Origin of the sequence: Vibrio amylolyticus (assembly GCF_023145695.1) — a bacterium.
GTDB lineage: Bacteria > Pseudomonadota > Gammaproteobacteria > Enterobacterales > Vibrionaceae > Vibrio > Vibrio amylolyticus.
In genome coordinates this window covers 407,023-423,932 of record NZ_JAJHVV010000001.1, presented here as the reverse complement: position 1 = coordinate 423,932, position 16,910 = coordinate 407,023, and the positions used below count along the sequence as shown (strand labels likewise).

14 protein-coding genes and 1 tRNA gene are annotated in these 16,910 nt (G+C 41.3%); 9 read left to right on the top strand and 6 right to left on the bottom strand.

Annotated elements, in window-relative coordinates; translation table 11 throughout:
• Nucleotides 1–7: 7 nt before the first annotated feature.
• A complete protein-coding gene (gene minC / locus KP803_RS01895; protein ID WP_248007133.1) occupies nt 8–670 on the bottom strand; it encodes a septum site-determining protein MinC in 663 nt (220 codons plus the stop codon).
• 152 nt (nt 671–822) lie between these two features.
• On the opposite strand from minC, the gene KP803_RS01890 reads away from it, so the two are divergent.
• Both KP803_RS01890 and KP803_RS01885 read left to right on the top strand, forming a co-directional pair.
• Nucleotides 823–1,098, top strand: a complete 276-nt coding sequence (locus KP803_RS01890) for a YcgL domain-containing protein (protein WP_248007132.1) — start codon at nt 823–825, stop codon at nt 1,096–1,098.
• Between the two features lie 27 nt (nt 1,099–1,125).
• Nucleotides 1,126–2,097 (top strand): lytic murein transglycosylase, encoded by a 972-nt coding sequence (locus KP803_RS01885; RefSeq protein WP_248007131.1) that lies wholly within the window; start codon nt 1,126–1,128, stop codon nt 2,095–2,097.
• 87 nt (nt 2,098–2,184) lie between these two features.
• Here the strand turns inward: KP803_RS01885 and folD are convergent, their stop codons facing one another.
• Nucleotides 2,185–3,045, bottom strand: coding sequence for a bifunctional methylenetetrahydrofolate dehydrogenase/methenyltetrahydrofolate cyclohydrolase FolD (gene folD, locus KP803_RS01880; protein WP_248007130.1), 861 nt, complete (start codon nt 3,043–3,045; stop codon nt 2,185–2,187).
• Nucleotides 3,046–3,243: 198 nt separating this feature from the next.
• On the opposite strand from folD, the gene KP803_RS01875 reads away from it, so the two are divergent.
• A tRNA-Arg gene (locus tag KP803_RS01875) sits at nt 3,244–3,320 on the top strand.
• 156 nt (nt 3,321–3,476) lie between these two features.
• Here KP803_RS01875 and KP803_RS01870 read toward each other — a convergent pair.
• The 4 genes from KP803_RS01870 to parM all read right to left on the bottom strand — a co-directional run bounded on the left by KP803_RS01870 (nt 3,477) and on the right by parM (nt 8,810).
• Nucleotides 3,477–4,229 (bottom strand): substrate-binding periplasmic protein, encoded by a 753-nt coding sequence (locus tag KP803_RS01870; RefSeq protein ID WP_248007129.1) that lies wholly within the window; start codon nt 4,227–4,229, stop codon nt 3,477–3,479.
• A gap of 181 nt (nt 4,230–4,410) precedes the next feature.
• Nucleotides 4,411–6,786 (bottom strand): EAL domain-containing protein, encoded by a 2,376-nt coding sequence (locus KP803_RS01865; protein ID WP_248007128.1) that lies wholly within the window; start codon nt 6,784–6,786, stop codon nt 4,411–4,413.
• A 235-nt stretch (nt 6,787–7,021) separates the two neighbouring features.
• Nucleotides 7,022–7,771, bottom strand: coding sequence for a hypothetical protein (locus KP803_RS01860; protein WP_248007127.1), 750 nt, complete (start codon nt 7,769–7,771; stop codon nt 7,022–7,024).
• Nucleotides 7,764–8,810 carry a plasmid segregation protein ParM domain-containing protein gene (gene parM, locus KP803_RS01855; protein WP_248007126.1) on the bottom strand — a complete coding sequence of 349 codons (1,047 nt, stop codon included), beginning with the start codon at nt 8,808–8,810 and terminating at the stop codon, nt 7,764–7,766. The genes KP803_RS01860 and parM overlap by 8 nt, the downstream gene beginning before the upstream one ends.
• Before the next feature lie 893 nt (nt 8,811–9,703).
• Here parM and KP803_RS01850 point away from each other — a divergent pair.
• The 6 genes from KP803_RS01850 to KP803_RS01825 all read left to right on the top strand — a co-directional run bounded on the left by KP803_RS01850 (nt 9,704) and on the right by KP803_RS01825 (nt 16,367).
• On the top strand, nt 9,704–10,432 hold the full coding sequence (locus KP803_RS01850) for a response regulator (protein ID WP_248007125.1): 729 nt from the start codon (nt 9,704–9,706) through the stop codon (nt 10,430–10,432).
• A gap of 38 nt (nt 10,433–10,470) precedes the next feature.
• The gene (locus KP803_RS01845; protein ID WP_248007124.1) at nt 10,471–11,916 is read left to right on the top strand and encodes an ATP-binding protein; all 1,446 of its coding nucleotides are present in this window, start codon (nt 10,471–10,473) and stop codon (nt 11,914–11,916) included.
• A 159-nt stretch (nt 11,917–12,075) separates the two neighbouring features.
• The gene (locus KP803_RS01840) at nt 12,076–13,323 is read left to right on the top strand and encodes an ABC transporter substrate-binding protein (protein ID WP_248007123.1); all 1,248 of its coding nucleotides are present in this window, start codon (nt 12,076–12,078) and stop codon (nt 13,321–13,323) included.
• A gap of 148 nt (nt 13,324–13,471) precedes the next feature.
• Nucleotides 13,472–14,395, top strand: coding sequence for a carbohydrate ABC transporter permease (locus KP803_RS01835; protein WP_248007122.1), 924 nt, complete (start codon nt 13,472–13,474; stop codon nt 14,393–14,395).
• Complete coding sequence (locus KP803_RS01830; protein WP_248007121.1) at nt 14,392–15,249, top strand: carbohydrate ABC transporter permease; 858 nt, start codon at nt 14,392–14,394, stop codon at nt 15,247–15,249. Before KP803_RS01835 ends, KP803_RS01830 begins: the two co-directional genes overlap by 4 nt.
• Nucleotides 15,250–15,254: 5 nt before the next feature.
• Nucleotides 15,255–16,367 carry an ABC transporter ATP-binding protein gene (locus tag KP803_RS01825; protein ID WP_248007120.1) on the top strand — a complete coding sequence of 371 codons (1,113 nt, stop codon included), beginning with the start codon at nt 15,255–15,257 and terminating at the stop codon, nt 16,365–16,367.
• Nucleotides 16,368–16,910: the final 543 nt, after the last annotated feature.

The window sequence follows — 16,910 nt, the reverse complement described above, 5'->3', positions numbered from 1 at the left end:
TTTTTAATTATAGTGTTAGAGTTTCGATCTTGAGTGAGTCATCATCCATGTTGATCATGACTTTCTTTTGCCAAAACGTCTCTTCAATTTTGTCGCTTAACCAATAATTCCCAGAGATAGAAATCAGTTCAGCTTGTAAATCATTGCAAAAAATTCGAGCTTGCTTTTGCCCGCTTGCACCGGCAATAGCGCGGCCACGAAGCGTTCCGTGAATATGAATTGAGCCATCAGCTATGACTTCTGCACCAGCGCTGACATGGCTTAATATGACGAGATCGCCATCTTTAGCATAAACTTGTTGCCCAGAGCGAACAGGAGTACGGATGACTTTTACAGGCGCCATTTCTGCGGGCGCTTGCTGGCGAGTATTCGTTGCTGACATCACCGCAAAGCCTGCGTCTGTTGCTAGGTTCTGAAGTCGTTTATCTTTGCTGCCGGTAATTCCAACGGGAATCATTCCAATTTCTTCGATACCAGATTTGAGCGCTACAAAGTCGATATCACCTTCCACTTTCGCAATATTGATAACAACAGGCGCTGAGGTAAAGAAAGCGGGTGCTTGAGAAACTTTTTCTTTAAGAAATGTAACTGTTTTGGTGACTTCACTATCAGAAAGGTGTAACACTGACAAAGTGAAGCTGCTGCCTTTTAAGTCGGGAGTACTGGACATTTTATTTCGGCCTTTACTACATGGGCGTTGCCGGATGCTATGGATATCATGTTATATTCCATCACTATTAACGGCAAGCGCTGTGGTCGTTAATTTTCAAAACTTTAACGTTATTTTTCTGAATGACTCAACATTTAATCAAAAGGCGACTTATGCTTTGTTCTATATATAAAAGTTCTAAGAAAGAAGGGACTTATCTGTACATTCCGAAGAAGGACGATTTTTCACAAGTTCCTGACACCTTGATGCAAATGTTCGGTAAACCTATATTCGTTATGGTGATTAAGTTAGACAAGCATAATCTTGCTCAAGTGAATAAAGAAGTGGTTGTTAAATCACTAGCAGAAGAAGGGTTTTTCTTGCAGCTTCCACCACGACAAGAAAACTTGTTAGATGAGTACAAAGCAAGAAAAGCACAACAAAAATAGTCGAGATAATTGCTCAAGGAGGGCAGTTTGAAAAAAATTCTGTCAGTAATACTAGGTTTAGGGTTGTCATGTTCAGCGATCGCGAACGAAGTGAGCTTTGAAGAATATGTCGATGCGTTAAAACAGCAAGCATTAGAACAGGGCATTTCTCAGGACACTGTCAATCAGGCCTTTGAAGGGGTTACTTATCGACCAAGAGCGGTGAGTTCTGATAGGAATCAGCCTGAGAAGAAGCTGACCCTTGATGAGTACATTCCAAGAGCAGTTCCAGATTGGAAAGTCAAACAAGCTCGAGATTTGTACAACAAGCACTACACCGAATTAAAACGTATTGGTGATGAGTATGGTGTTCAGCCACAATACATTGTAGCCCTATGGGGTGTTGAAAGTAATTTCGGTGCTCTCACTGGTGGCTATAGTGTGATTGATGCGTTATCGACGTTAGCCTATGAAGGCCGTAGAGAAGCGTTCTTTCGCAAAGAAGCACTGGCTGCACTGACTATTTTAGATGAAGGGCACATTACGGCTGAAGCAATGAAAGGCTCTTGGGCTGGTGCCATGGGGCAACCGCAATTTATGCCTAGCTCATTTTTAGCCTACGCTGCAGACGGTAATGGCGATGGTAAAAAAGACATTTGGAATACCAAAGCGGACGTGTTTGCCTCTGCTGCAAATTACCTAAGTCAATCAGGCTGGGATGATACCTACACTTGGGGCCGTCAAGTTCAGGTGCCAGAATCCGTTGATATAAGTATGCAGGGCAGAGAAGCAGAGAAGGGTAAATATCTTCAAGAGTGGAGTAAACTCGGTATAACTCGATATGATGGCCGACCATTACCAAAACTAGATAATGATATTCAAGCGTGGCTCATTATGCCCGATGATCATCATGGCCGAACTTATTTGGTTTATAACAACTATAACGTTTTGATGAAGTGGAATCGCTCTTACTACTTTGCACTAGCGGTGAGCCATTTAGCGGATCGCATTAAGTATTAATAGCGCATTGTTGTTACTGTTGAAGATGCTTAAAAAAGCTCCGAATTCGGAGCTTTTTTGTATTTACGATTTATAACGATGAAATGGTTATTTTTTTGTGTGGTATTGCTCGCACGCAATCATCGTATTTTCAATAAGACTCGCTACGGTCATTGGGCCAACACCGCCTGGTACTGGAGTAATGAAGCTTGCGTTTTCTTTGGCAACGTCATATTCCACATCACCGACTAACTTTCCAGACTCTAAACGGTTGATACCGACATCGACCACGATAGCACCTTCTTTAATCCAAGCGCCAGGAATGAAGTTAGGTTTACCTACAGCTACAACAACGACATCAGCTTGGCGTACATGACCTTCTAAATCTTTTGTAAAACGGTGACAGGTTGTGGTTGTACAGCCTGCTAGTAGAAGCTCAAGTGTCATTGGGCGGCCAACAATGTTTGACGCGCCAACAACAACCGCATGCTTGCCTCTCAGATCGATGTTATAACGATCTAAAAGAGTAATAATACCCTTTGGAGTACAAGAACGAAGCTTAGGAATACGTTGTGCTAGACGACCAACATTGTATGGGTGGAAACCATCAACGTCCTTCTCTGGAATAATGCTCTCTAAAACGTGAGTCGCATCAATACCGGCTGGAAGTGGCAGCTGAACAAGGATTCCATCAATCTCAGGATCGTTGTTAAGTGTTTCTACTAATTCAAGAAGCTCGCCTTCGGTAGCCGTTGCTGGAAGGTCGTAAGATTTAGAAACAAAACCGACTTCTTCACAAGCGCGACGTTTACTTCCAACGTAAACTTGAGAGGCAGCGTCTTCTCCAACTAAGACAACAGCTAGTCCTGGCGCTCGTAAGCCAGCATTAACACGTGCTTTTACACGCGCAGCAACTTCTGAACGTACGGTTTGAGAGATAAGAGTTCCGTCTATATTTTGAGCAGTCATGACGTTCCTTGATTAGGATGGTTAATACTTATAAAACTATTGTCGCAGAATTTGTTAACAAACTCCATAAGCAAACGTTTGCGTCAAGGTGAGATCGTGGAAAAAAACGGCGTATGACTCTTTTTTAGGCACTTGAACTATAAACAGCAATAAACCCATTGCTTTACTCAATTCAATTCGTATAATTCTCTCCATCGCGCACCCTTAGCTCAGCTGGATAGAGCACGTCCCTTCTAAGGATGTGGTCGAAGGTTCGAATCCTTCAGGGTGTGCCATATTTTTAAAGCCGAGATAACTTAATAAGTTGTCTCGGTTTTTTCGTTTATATAACCATATAACTAATAGGATGTGCTGGAGATCGAGTAGCGGTTTCAGATCTGTATCAATAAAGGTTTTGGCTGATAAGCCTCCTACGTTTAACTGTTATGAAATTAGCGATTGTCTAAAAATGGCATGCTTTCGAATAACAGCTCATTATAACGACCACTCTTTTTTATATTCCTTAAGGCCTGTTCAAGCTTTGGCACTAAGTCGGCATGTGACTTATGGAGATAGGGGTAGGATAGATTGCTCCCCACTTCACCTAAAATAATAACGCCAGAGTCGGTGAGAGTATGATGTTCTAATGCTCTGCGGCCGACGACCTCCAATACAATGAAAATATCAGATCGATTGTTGATGAGTTTCATAAACCCTTGATGGCTTCCATCAACGGCCTTCAGATTTTTGGGCAGAATACGAGGTTCTAGGTATTGTTTGCTCCACACTGAACCTCGAAGGTAGTCAACTCTAAAATCAGTGCCATTTAAACTGTCTATAGTTTCTATTTTTATTGTAGGGTCAGTGGAGAAGGCTAAGGTTCTATTTTCAAATATCGGTTCCTCGACTCGAATTTGATTGGGGTTACGGTTTGCATAATCAAAAATACGTTGTGGCTCTCCATCTACTTCACCTAAATCTGCTTTATGAGATGCTCGTAAACTAGGGTACAGCTCATACTCAAATGCATAGCCAAGTTCAGTGAAAACCTCACTGTAGACTTTGAGATAAAAGGAATACTGGGGGCTGGTTGCAGGATCTTGGCTGAAGGCCATTATAAATGTGTTGGTGGCTGACACAGTTGACGTAGATTGAAACCCTACAAATACGAATAACAAGCTAAATAGTGATATGCGGTTTAACATATAGCCCCCTATTTTGTGCATTACGCCCTATTTAAATTTAGTCAGTTGTTTGGCGTATTCAAGTTGTATAGGGGGTTATCTTCGTATCAAATCAAATCAAATCAAATCAAAACAGTATTCTAAAAAGCCAATACTAAATGTCTTAATTTATTAGGGAGTGAGCGTAGGTGTTGAGTCATACTTAATTAATATGGATGACATTTTGCAATATTGATTGCTCTGTAATATAAGCAATCAGATCTTGGTCATTTAGTGGGTAGCTGTAGTAGTAACCTTGTATATAGTCACAGCTAGATCCTAACAATATGTCTGCTTGTGTTTGTGTTTCAACGCCTTCGGCGACAACTTTCAAATTAAGTGCGTGTGCGAGCTGAATAGTTTGAAAGATCAACTCACGCTCTGAGTCTGAGTTAGATATGTCTTGAACAAAAGATTTATCTATTTTGAGTACATTAAATTTGTACTTGTGTAGATAACTCAATGATGAATACCCAGTACCAAAATCGTCCATAGCAATGCTGATGCCAAGCTCATTTAGTTTATTAAATGAGTCTACAATTTGTTGGCTCCCTTTAATTAATACACCTTCAGTGATTTCAAGCTCTAGACAGTGATAGGGTAAATTTTCTTTCGCTAATAATGTGGTTATTTGAGGAATAAGTTCGATGCTTTCGAACTGAACAGGAGATAGATTTACTGCAAGGTGAAGCTCTGTAAACCCTAAGATATGGAGCTTTTTGAGCATAGATAATGACTTTTCTAATACGAATAATCCGATCGCTATTATATTTCCAGAGCTTTCAGCGATAGGGATAAATTCATCCGGAGACACGCTACCTAATAGAGGATTATTCCAACGAATGAGGGCCTCTAGTCCAATGGGCGATCCAGACGCGGACTCAATCTTAGGTTGATAAACCAATGAAAATTCGTTGTTATCAAGGGCTGAATGGATGTGTTGTTCTATTTCAAAGCGTCGTGAGACTTTTTTGGCCATGGAATTTGAATAGAATGCTTTTTGATTTCGCCCATTCTCCTTTGCAAAATACATGGCGGTGTCAGCATGTCTCAGAAGTTCAGAAATTGTTTTACCATCCTCTGGGTACGACGAAACACCAACAGTTGACGTTAACACAATGCCATGTTCACCGACGTTGATAGGCCCTTTTATTTGCTTGAGAAGCGTGTCGATGATGAGTTCTATTTCTGTTTGGGACTCTATGTTATAGAGAGAAATAAGGAACTCATCTCCTCCAAGTCGAGCAATCGAACCTTTCTCGGGGATATTTTCTTTCAATCGCTTTGCAAGTGCGATCAAGACTTCATCCCCTGCCTCATGGCCTAAGGTATCGTTCACTTTTTTGAAATCATCTAAATCTAAGAACAGAACTTTGACGTTAGTTTGATGGTGTTGCGCCAATTTGATCTGTTCAGACAGCTTAGTCATTGCTTGAAAACGGTTTGCTAGCCCTGTTAATGCATCATAATTTGCTTGGTATTTGATTTTTTCTTCGACTTTTCTACGGTCGGTGACATCTCTCAAGGAAGCAATAGCGAATAGTTCACCTCTGTTTCGAATGAAGTTAAGGCTTATCTCAACAGCTATAACGTCGCCATGTTTTGATTCAGCGGTTAAGTTTGTTCGATTAGACATTGCGACGTTGGTGGGTTGTTTAAAAGATTGTGCAACAAGGTTTTTATGGCGTTTTTTTAACGAGGCTGGAAGCAGGATATCGACGGGTTGATTTACTATTTCCTCAACGGTATAGCCAAATAGTTGGACAGTCGCTGTATTCACTCTCACGATGTTACCGTCTTCATTGATGATAACAGTGGCATCGGGTGCGGCATTTAATAGACTGTCTACCCACTGAGTTACTTTCTCGGTTTCTTTGTTTTGACTTCTGAGTTCTCGTAGCGTGGAACGTAATTTACGTATTGCGAAATAGGATGTGAAAAGAGCTAATAACGCACTGGAAATGATTAAAGAAATTAGGATTACTTTGGCATTGGCCTCTGATTTTAACGCTTGGTTAAGAAAGAACTTTGCTTTGTTGTCTGCAAAATCTATGAGTCTTTGTGTTTCGGCATTTAATAACTCAACATGTTTTGCACCTTCATGGCGTGTAATATCAGATGCCTCTTTATCTTTTCCTTGCTTTTTTAAGTGGATAACTTTGTCTCGAATGGCTTTCCAGTCAATAAATGCTCTATGAGCGGTTTCAATATCTTCCACATCGCCAAGGTAGCTTCGAAAAATGACATGAAAGGACTTAAACACGTCCTTTTCGTGCATATCAACAAGGCTTGAAGCCAACGCTATCAACTCTTCACTTTCTGCCAGCGCGACGTCTTTCATATATCTATGCATAGATATTAAGTTCATGTTGATCGTGCGTGCAGCATTTGAGACGGTATAGGGGTGCTTATAGAGTTTGTCGGTATTGTCAGCAATCTTGTGCAGATAGAATACCGAAAGAATGCCTTGAAATAGCAGTAGAAATATTATCAGGCCAAAAGACCAGCTTATATTGTGATAACTGTATTTTCCAATCATACCTAATTCAACTGTTACCTAGGTTCAAGCTTCCTTATAAAGTTAGAAGTGTTTTAAAAGTAATGCAACTTGTATTGTATGCATTTTATTTTATATCATTGGGGTGGTCTATGCTGAACGATAGTTTATGGTGGAGCTTTAATGTGCGTATTTGAGGCAGGGGGATAGTAATCTGCTCGTTTAGCCTAATCATCAGAATAAACGAGCATTTCTAGCTAGCAAATGATTCGTTATTTTAAAAAATACCTTTCTTTTTCACTTTTTGAACGTGAGCAAGGCGCTCATTGAGATCAATCACTGGTGACTTTTCGCTGTTCGCTCCTTGTAATTTTTTTTCTGCGAAACCTGCGCTATCTTTTGAAAGTAAATCAATCAATGTACCTTGTTTTACAAGCATTGACTTTAATTGCTCAATTTCTCTGTTTTGATCTTGGATCAACTCAATCAAGTGATCGTTTTGCCCTTTGGTTGCCATAATAATGTCGGAGTCGACACGCGTTTGGGTTTGAATATGTTCGCTTGAGTCGCTATTTCTCTGTATAGCAAGAGAGTCGAACCCTTCACGTGTTAATGCTGACTCTTTGCTTATTTGGTCTGAGATTGTCTTGGCGAGAGATTCGAACTGACTTTCGAAGGTCTCATGGTTGATCTCTGCTTGCTGATTTAAACTCCCATACCCAAGACCTTGCAAAGTGGTCGTTAAGGTAAATTCTGATATTTGATTTTCAGTTAATTGAGCGCTTAAACGTTGGGACAACTCTGGATTAATCAAGTATAGAAATAAACCACTCAGGTAGACATGCTTATGTACATTTCGAGCTTCATGCAATGCATGACTATCTTTATTCTCTGACGCTAGCGTGAGCTCAGTGAGCTTTTCCGCCCACTGGTGCAAAACCTTACTAGCGTATAAGTCTGCCGCGTTATTTTGTGGATCAAGCAGGATTGAGTAACTAATACGTTTGCGCTTTAGTCGATCAGACATTCACAACCTCTTGAACAGGAAGTTCTTGAGCTGGCATTTCAACGGATTCGCCGTCAGAATGGTAGAGGCACAGTTCACGCGCCAATGCTTCTTGAGGCTCATCGACTAAAACCACTTTGTCACCAAGTGTGCTATAAGCCGCTTTGATAGCAGGGTAGATTAAGCTTGCGCCGCCACCAACAAGATAGACACGGTTAGGGTTTTTCGCGAACTTTTTAGCTTCGTGCGCAACTTGTTTTCCTAGCTCTTCAATCTTGGTTTCAATCTTGTTGATGATAAGCGATATTTGGCTCTCGTCATTCACCACTTCTTGTACGAAATCAAGGTTATCACGCTGTTTGATTAACTCATTCGCGACAAGGTAGCTTGAGTCACTGTCAGCGGCTGCCAAGTATTTACGAGCGACATCAGTCACCATGGAAACGCCAATTTCGTTATTTCCGTAGATAGCAGAAACATCATCAAATTCACCGACAATGACACCCATATCAAGAGTTGTGCCACCAATATCAACGACTAAAGAACGGTTGAATTGACTAACAGACTGCATTAGCAAGGTAGAGAGAACAGCTGGTAAGCTTTCTGGCATGACTTCAACATCGGTGATGTCAAAAAGTTCGCCTTTGTTCAGCTCAATCTTTCTCATTAAGTTTTCACGTTTACGCTCAATTTTGTCTTCGTTTTTTTGGCAGTCTTCCGCATCGTAATATTCAGTGATTGGTAGAGTAACCACCAGTTTTACGGGGCCTGGTTTAATGCCAGTCTGAAGCAAAGCATGGTGGACAGAAAGGAGGTTTAGATCATCGTATTGGTAGTCAACATGAGTGGTCTCTAATGCTTTGTCAGACGTCATGTCGTAGGTGTATTTGGTTGAGTTAATGGTGTAGTTAAAGACCTTTTTGTCTTTTCTTAATGCGGCACTTTTCCAGTTTTTACGAAAAGAGTTTGGAGAAATGACTGTGCGAATTTCTCCGTTTTCAATCCAGCTGATTTTTACATTGGTTGAGCCATCATCAACAGCAAACTTTAATGGGGTCATGAGGTTCCTACTTCTATTCTCAAAGGGTATCTAACTTGAGGGCAGTAAATAAAAATCTTAAGACCTAAGCAAATTAATCAGGCAGCTTTTGAAGAAGTGCGACAGAACAGGGAGAATTCTCATTTTAAATTTAAGTTATTCTTTTCTTGGGTCGTAAGGGGCCTAGGTGGCTAAAAGGAGAGATAAATACAAATTATTACTCAGGCTGTCATAAAAAGTTAACGTTAATGTGGTTGAGAAATTTTTGTAAATTCATCATATTGTAATGACACTGTCACACAAGTTCGGAGCGCATATGGAACAACACCAAGAGATGATTCAACCTTCAAATTTCGGCCTAGTAAGTCGTACATGCCTGTTTTCACTATTATCTGTCATTACTATTCTTGTCGCTATCTCATAGTCAACAAGTCTTGTTATCAACATTGACAGTAAGCCAAAGATAAGGAGAAGCCTAATATGAATGCATTGTCATTTTAGGTATCTTCTCCCAGCTCTTTCTAATTTCTATACTCATTATTTATTAAATACCTCTGTCATAGACCTCTAGTTCACTTTTATAATTCCTGTTTCAGCTCTCTTCATCGGGTTTTCTCTTTTTCTGCTACTTGTTTGAATCGCTAGATCAATCCCTTTTCTTTTAAGCCATGCTTAAAGTCTTGAGCGTTGTTAGGGTAGTCAGTTCAAATTGCTACACTCATTTTGTTATGTTCTGAGCCGTCACTAACCGCGAAGATATAGCAATATAAATAGGGGGGATTAATTAATGATAAGAGTTTGATGAGTTGTGATCGGTATCTGTCACTCAATCAAATTTTATAGAAATATCAATAATGGCCACTTAGTCTAATCTATACACTATGTGAAGATTTTGTTGTATTTAGGTAGCAAGGATGCAAGTGAAAACCCATATTTTGGTGGTTGATGATGATCTGGAGATCCGTGAGTTATTGGATGAGTATTTGAGTAAATCCGGTTTTAACGTCTCCACGGTAGAAGATGGTGAGTCTCTCAATCAGTATATAGACCAACAAGGTTTTCCTGACCTGATCTTATTAGACGTGATGCTTCCCGGTGACGATGGCTTCACGTTATGTCAGCAATTACGTAAAAGTTCGAACGTTCCGATAATCATGTTAACGGCGGTTTCTGACGAAATGGATCAAATTATTGGTTTAGAAATCGGCGCTGATGATTACATTGCAAAACCGTTCAATCCTCGCCAGCTTATTGCGCGAATAAAGGCTGTATTACGCAGAGTGAATATCACTCAAGAGCCGACCCATGACACCTTGCCCAAGCAGATTCACTTTGGTGATTGGAGTTTAGATACGCTGGCTCATCGAATTGTTAACCGTGAGACTGACCAATCCCATGATCTTTCTGGCAGTGACTTTTCTCTGCTCATGCTGTTTTTAAACCGGCCCAATGAAGTTCTCGATCGTGACACCATATCAATCGCCACAAAAGGCAGAGAGTCGTTACCGTTTGAAAGAGCAATAGACGTTCAGTTAAGCCGATTAAGGAATAGGTTAGGGGACAGCGCAAAATACCCTCACTACATAAAAACCATGCGTGGTAATGGTTATATTCTGGCGGTTTCTGTTGAGCAAGAGCGTTAGGCTGCATAAATAGAGAAGAACTGAAAATTGAGTAAATTATGGGTTTAGAGCAGCGATTAAAACCAAACTCACTGGTAGCGCGTACATTGTGGCTAACGTTGCTAGCCGTGATTATTGCCCAAGGTATTGCGACGTCAATTTGGTTTGTTGAATCCAAGCAAAAAGAGGTGGAAGGAATTCATTCTGCGTCTTCAAGTATGGCGACTATGTTTGCCTCTACAGTTACTTTTTTTCAATCACTTCCGGTGAATTATCGTCACATCGTTCTTGATCAAATACGAAACATGGGCGGCACCCGCTTTTTCGTTTCGTTTAATAAAGAGAAATTAATTGTTGAACCGATCGCCAATACTCGCTTAAAAGTGACTTCTGTTAATGCTGTTACTGAGGTACTAGAAAAAAAGCTAAATAAGGTCACTTCAGTCTCTGTTAACTTTTCTCGTCCTGAGCATCTTAGACTATTAAAAAATGATATTTTTCTCAGTGATTTACCTAAATCATGGGCGCACCATACCTTAACGTTAGAACCTATAAATCCACCGATCCTGGTCGTTCAAATAGAGCTTGCGAGTAACGAATGGCTTTATATTGCCGCGCTGCTTCCCGCACCTTACGTCACATTAGATGACACGATTTTAGGTCGTGAACAGATCATCTTTTTGCTGTTATCAACGTTGTTACTGCTTCTTCTCACCTACCTATTGGTTAAACGGCAAGTAAAGCCATTAAAACGTTTAGCGAAAGCCGCCAATGAAATGAGCATGGATATTGATCAACCGGCTCTGCAAGAAGAGGGAGCAAGCGAGCTTGTGACAGCGACGCGAGCTTTCAACCGAATGCAAAGGCGTATTCGACGTTATGTCTCAGATAGAGACCATCTGTTTTCGGCCATCTCGCACGATTTAAAGACCCCAATAACTCGCTTACGATTGCGGGCGGAGTTGCTTGAGAGTGATGTAAAAAGAGACAAGTTTAATAAGGATCTTGATGAGTTAGAAATCATGGTTAAAGGTGCCTTACAGTGTGTGAGAGACACCGATTTACATGAGAATAACGCACAAGTTGATATTTCAGAGGTTATTCAGTCTGTGATTGAGTCTCATAATTATTATGAGACCAAAGTGACTTTTTATCCGATAGAGCTTGGTATTATCGTTGCTAAGCCCCTAGCGATTAAGCGTGTGTTGACCAATATTATTGATAATGCGGTTAAGTATGGTGAGCATGCCGAAGTGGTGACGACGCAAACGGAAGAGTGGATAAAAATCATTGTCACAGATAAGGGGAACGGGATACCGAAGGACAAACTTGAACTGGTATTTGAACCTTATTTTCGTATCGCAACGGACACTGATGGGCATGGGTTAGGGCTAGGGATTTGCCGTAATATACTCCATGGACATGGTGGAGATCTCATTATTAGTAATCAAGAAAGCGGTGGGCTAAAGGCTCAAATCTATATACCGCGGGGTTTGGAAGTGTAATGTAACGAAGTTGTTACCTTGAGGTTACGGTTTGTTTCAGTGTTTTAGAGCGGTTTGGATAGACTCATTATTGTTCGGGCATGAATGCTCGTCTGTTTATTCTAAGTTGAGCATAGCTCTTCGTTGAGTGACGTCTAATCCAATACATGGAAGATAATAATGAAAATTAATAAAACCCTACTTACCTTATCCCTTTTATCTGCTGCCTCATTTTCTCAAGCCGGTGAAGTTGAAGTTCTTCACTGGTGGACTGCAGGTGGTGAAGCGAAATCGGCTGCTGTTCTTAAAGAGATGCTAGAAGAACAAGGCCACAACTGGAAAGACTTTGCAGTTGCCGGTGGTGGCGGTGAAAGTGCGATGACGGTTCTTAAAACTCGAGCAGTATCGGGTAATCCTCCGTCTGCAGCGCAGATCAAAGGTCATGATATTCAAGAATGGGGTGGTTTAGGCTTCTTAACGACCCTAGAAAAAACCGCACAAGCAGAAGAGTGGGATTCAATTCTTCCTTCGGTTGTGACTAACGTGATGAAGTGGGATGGCGAATACGTTGCTGTTCCAGTGAATGTTCACCGTGTTAACTGGTTATGGGCTAACCCTGAAGTGTTGGAAAAATCAGGCGTTTCAGTACCGACGACGCTCGATGAGTTTTTTGTTGCTGCTGAGAAAATCAAAGCGGCGGGATACATTCCTCTCGCACACGGTGGACAACCTTGGCAAGACGCGACTGTTTTTGAGGCTGTAGCCTTAGAAGTCTTGGGTAGTGAAGATTACAATAAAGCGTTTGTCGATCTTGATATGGATGTTTTATCAGGCGATAAAATGACCCAAGTATTTACTAAATTTAAAAAGATTCGTGACTACATCGATTCTAACTCACCGGGCCGTGATTGGAATGTCGCGACATCAATGGTGATTAATGGTGAAGCGGCAATGCAAATCATGGGTGACTGGGCAAAAGGTGAATTCACTGCAGCGGGCAAAGTACCGGGTAAAGATTACATCTGTGCACCAGCTCCAGGTACAAATGGCCAATTCACATTTAATATCGACAGTTTTGCGTTCTTTGAGCTAGGCGATAGCGCGAATCAAAAAGCGCAGCAAGATTTAGCGAAAACCATCCTCACAAAAGACTTCCAAGAAGTTTTCAATCTGAACAAGGGCTCTATCCCGGTTCGTCTTGATATGGATATGTCTAAGTTTGACCAATGTGCACTGGATTCAATGTCTACCTTTAAAGCAAGTGCTGAAACGGGTGACCTTGTTCCAAGTATGGCGCATGGCTTGTCGACAACCAGCTACGCTCAAGGCGCAATCTATGACGTAGTAACAAACTTCTTTAATGATCCAAAAGCGGATCCTAAGGAAGCGGCAGGCAAACTTGCAAAAGCTGTGAAAGCGGCAATCTAACCTTTCCCTCTTAGTCTTGGTAATACAAGGCATATAGCAACACCTCCCAGCGTGGATAGGCTGTCATGGCCTATTCACGCTATATCAAAACGTTTTGTGTCCGTATAAACAAGAGCGGTTTTGATTGGTTATATAACAAGGAAACGTTATGGAGCATGTTTTGACTCAGTCAAAGAAAAAGCCTACCGTGAAGCCTAGCTTTGCCGATAGGCTACAACATTGGCTACCAAAGATTGTACTTGCCCCAACAGTGCTCATCACCGTGGTGTGCATCTATGGCTACATTTTTTGGACTGCTACTCTTTCATTCACCAACTCTCGTTTTTTGCCTAGTTTCAACTTTGTCGGTTGGGCGCAGTATGAAAAGTTGCTAGAGAACGATCGTTGGATTACGTCCATTACTAACCTAGGCGTATTTGGCGTGTTATTCATGCTGATCGCGATATTACTGGGTGTCGGTCTCGCCATTTTCTTAGACCAAAATATTCGTAATGAAGGTGCGATTCGAACGATCTACCTTTATCCAATGGCCCTGTCTTTTATTGTGACAGGTACGGCTTGGAAGTGGATTTTAAACCCAGGCTTGGGCATTGAAAAAATGATGCACGACTGGGGGTTCACCGATTTCAAATTTGATTGGCTTGTTAACTCGGAAATGGCTGTATATACCCTAGTTATCGCCGCGGTTTGGCAGTCGTCTGGTTTTGTCATGGCGATGTTCTTAGCGGGTTTGCGCGGTATTGATTCTTCGATCATCAAGGCAGCGCAAATTGATGGGGCGGGGCTACCGTCAATCTATTTAAAGATTGTTCTGCCTTGTCTGCGTCCGGTTTTCTTTAGTGCAGTGATCATTACTTCCCATATCGCCATTAAGAGTTTTGATTTGGTGACAGCGATGACTGCTGGTGGGCCGGGATATTCATCCGACTTACCTGCTTTGTTTATGTACGCACACTCATTTACGCGTGGACAGATTGGTCTAGGCGCTGCGAGTGCAATGATGATGCTAGCGGGAATACTTGCGATTTTAGTGCCGTATCTCTATTCCGAACTTAGGGAGAAAAAGTCATGAGTAATCAAATGAATATGGGTCGACTGTTTATCTATTCGACACTAATTTTCTTCTGTTTAGTCTATTTAATGCCGCTGTTTGTCATGGCGATTACGTCGTTCAAAACGTTGCCGGATATCAAAGCCGGGAACTTGATGAGTTTACCAAAAGAGTGGGTGTTTGATGCGTGGTACAAAGCGTGGGACAGCGCTTGTACGGGCGTAAAATGTGAGGGTGTGAAAGGCTACTTTTGGAACTCTTTCCAAATGGTTATTCCAGCGGTTGCTATTTCGACACTTCTGGGCGCATTTAATGGTTACGTTGTGACCAAGTGGAAGTTTAGAGGGTCAAACCTGTTCTTCAGCTTGCTTTTGTTTGGATGCTTTATTCCCTTTCAAGTGGTGTTGTTACCAATGGCGGCTGTTCTTGGCAAATTGGGTTTAGCGAATACCAATACAGGGCTAGTGTTTGTACATGTGGTGTATGGCATGGCGTTTACAACTCTATTCTTTAGAAACTTTTATATGAGTATTCCCGATGAATTAGTCAAAGCGGCAAAGCTTGATGGCGCGGGGTTCTTTACTATTTTCTTTAAAATTCTATTACCTTTATCAACACCAATCATCATGGTGACGGTGATCTGGCAGTTTACGGCTATTTGGAATGACTTCCTATTTGGTGTGGTTTATTCGGGGTCCGAAACACAGCCAATAACTGTTGCACTGAATAACTTGGTGAACACCAGTACAGGTATTAAAGAATACAACGTTGATATGGCGGCCGCCATTATCGCAGCGCTGCCAACCTTGGTAGTTTATGTTTTAGCAGGAAAATACTTTGTTCGCGGCCTAACGGCGGGATCGGTAAAAGGATAATTATTATGGCAACACTAGAACTGAAACAGATCCGCAAAACCTACCCAAAAGCGGACCAGGAAACATTGAAAGGGATTGATATTAGTATCGATTCAGGAGAGTTCTTAATCTTAGTTGGTCCCTCTGGTTGTGGTAAATCGACATTAATGAATACCATCGCTGGATTGGAAGGAATCAATGAAGGTGAGATCGTTATTGATGGTACCGATGTAGCAACCGTTGAGCCAAAAGATCGTGATATCGCAATGGTGTTTCAATCTTATGCCTTGTACCCAAATATGACGGTTCGTGGAAATATTGCTTTTGGTTTGAAGATACGAAAAATGCCGCAAGTGAAGATTGATGCAGAAGTGAATCGAGTTGCGGAAATGCTTCAAATTGAACAACTTCTAGATCGTAAGCCTTCGCAGCTATCTGGTGGTCAACGACAGCGTGTCGCAATGGGACGCGCACTGGCTCGTAGACCTAAGTTGTATCTATTTGATGAACCGTTATCTAATCTCGATGCAAAACTGCGCGTTGAGATGCGTCATCAAATTAAACGCTTACATCAAAAGCTCAATACGACCATCGTGTACGTTACTCATGACCAAATAGAAGCGATGACATTGGCGGATAGAATCGCGGTAATGAAAGATGGCGAGCTTCAACAGCTAGGCACGCCTAAAGAGATCTACAACAAACCGAATAATATGTTTGTAGCAGGGTTTATGGGCTCCCCATCAATGAACTTTATTAAGACAATCGTGGACTTAGATAGTGAAGATAATCCTATCATTCGTGTCACGGGCTCCAACGACCAAGAGCATCATATTCGTTTGCCACAATCCATGCGTGAACAAGATGGAAAAGAGATTGTGATAGGGCTAAGACCAGAGCACATTAGCGATTCTCAAGGCGATGACATTACGGCGTCGACTAAGCTTGATTTGAAACTGGAAGTGTTGGAGCCAACAGGCCCAGATACGATAGCAATGATCAAAGTCAATGATCAAGAGATAGCGTGTCGACTATCGCCGGAATTTGAGGTGACGGTTGGACAAACGGCTCCGTTACACTTTGACCTTTCTAAAGCAGTCTTCTTTGACGCCAATACGGAGTGTCGAATCGACTTTTAAGTCATCGTATTAACTAAACAAAGAGTTACAACGAAGGCTGGTCAATTTTAAATGACCTTCCTCCTTTCTAAAGTGCACCTTCAATTTGGGTTATAACCTATTCCTCAATGGGTTATAACCAAATATTCGGGGGAGTATTCAAGTTATATTGAACTTGAATGAAGGTGCACTTTATTTTTAATCTTACCCAACGCTTACCCATGTTCTCCCTTTCTAAAGTTAAGCTAATCGAGCAATGACAAAATAATCCTAGTGATAAAACTGTAAATAGTGCTATTACTATAAGGTGCATGAACAAAACGGTTGTACGTTATTATTCAATTGAAAATGCATAGAAGTTAAACGAAACGATTCGCAATTTAGCGTTGCTAAGAGTAGAGCAACATCATGAAAGTTAACGTGTAAACGAAAAATATTGTAAGGAGGGAAGGTGGTGATTACAGCTCTCTTAATGATTCTCTTGATTTTAAAACACAGTTTGAACTTGAAAGAGCAGTTCAAAATGAAGAAAACTCTTCAACTTAATGAGAAACCGATCGTTCA

Excerpts from the sequence above, each read along its gene's own strand:
- minC (WP_248007133.1), bottom strand. The coding sequence starts at position 670 with ATGTCCAGTACTCCCGACTTAAAAGGCAGCAGCTTCACTTTGTCAGTG.
- KP803_RS01890 (WP_248007132.1), top strand. The coding sequence starts at position 823 with ATGCTTTGTTCTATATATAAAAGTTCTAAGAAAGAAGGGACTTATCTG.
- folD (WP_248007130.1), bottom strand. The coding sequence starts at position 3,045 with ATGACTGCTCAAAATATAGACGGAACTCTTATCTCTCAAACCGTACGT.
- KP803_RS01870 (WP_248007129.1), bottom strand. The coding sequence starts at position 4,229 with ATGTTAAACCGCATATCACTATTTAGCTTGTTATTCGTATTTGTAGGG.
- KP803_RS01865 (WP_248007128.1), bottom strand. The coding sequence starts at position 6,786 with ATGATTGGAAAATACAGTTATCACAATATAAGCTGGTCTTTTGGCCTG.
- KP803_RS01860 (WP_248007127.1), bottom strand. The coding sequence starts at position 7,771 with ATGTCTGATCGACTAAAGCGCAAACGTATTAGTTACTCAATCCTGCTT.
- parM (WP_248007126.1), bottom strand. The coding sequence starts at position 8,810 with ATGACCCCATTAAAGTTTGCTGTTGATGATGGCTCAACCAATGTAAAA.
- KP803_RS01850 (WP_248007125.1), top strand. The coding sequence starts at position 9,704 with ATGCAAGTGAAAACCCATATTTTGGTGGTTGATGATGATCTGGAGATC.
- KP803_RS01845 (WP_248007124.1), top strand. The coding sequence starts at position 10,471 with ATGGGTTTAGAGCAGCGATTAAAACCAAACTCACTGGTAGCGCGTACA.
- KP803_RS01840 (WP_248007123.1), top strand. The coding sequence starts at position 12,076 with ATGAAAATTAATAAAACCCTACTTACCTTATCCCTTTTATCTGCTGCC.
- KP803_RS01835 (WP_248007122.1), top strand. The coding sequence starts at position 13,472 with ATGGAGCATGTTTTGACTCAGTCAAAGAAAAAGCCTACCGTGAAGCCT.
- KP803_RS01830 (WP_248007121.1), top strand. The coding sequence starts at position 14,392 with ATGAGTAATCAAATGAATATGGGTCGACTGTTTATCTATTCGACACTA.
- KP803_RS01825 (WP_248007120.1), top strand. The coding sequence starts at position 15,255 with ATGGCAACACTAGAACTGAAACAGATCCGCAAAACCTACCCAAAAGCG.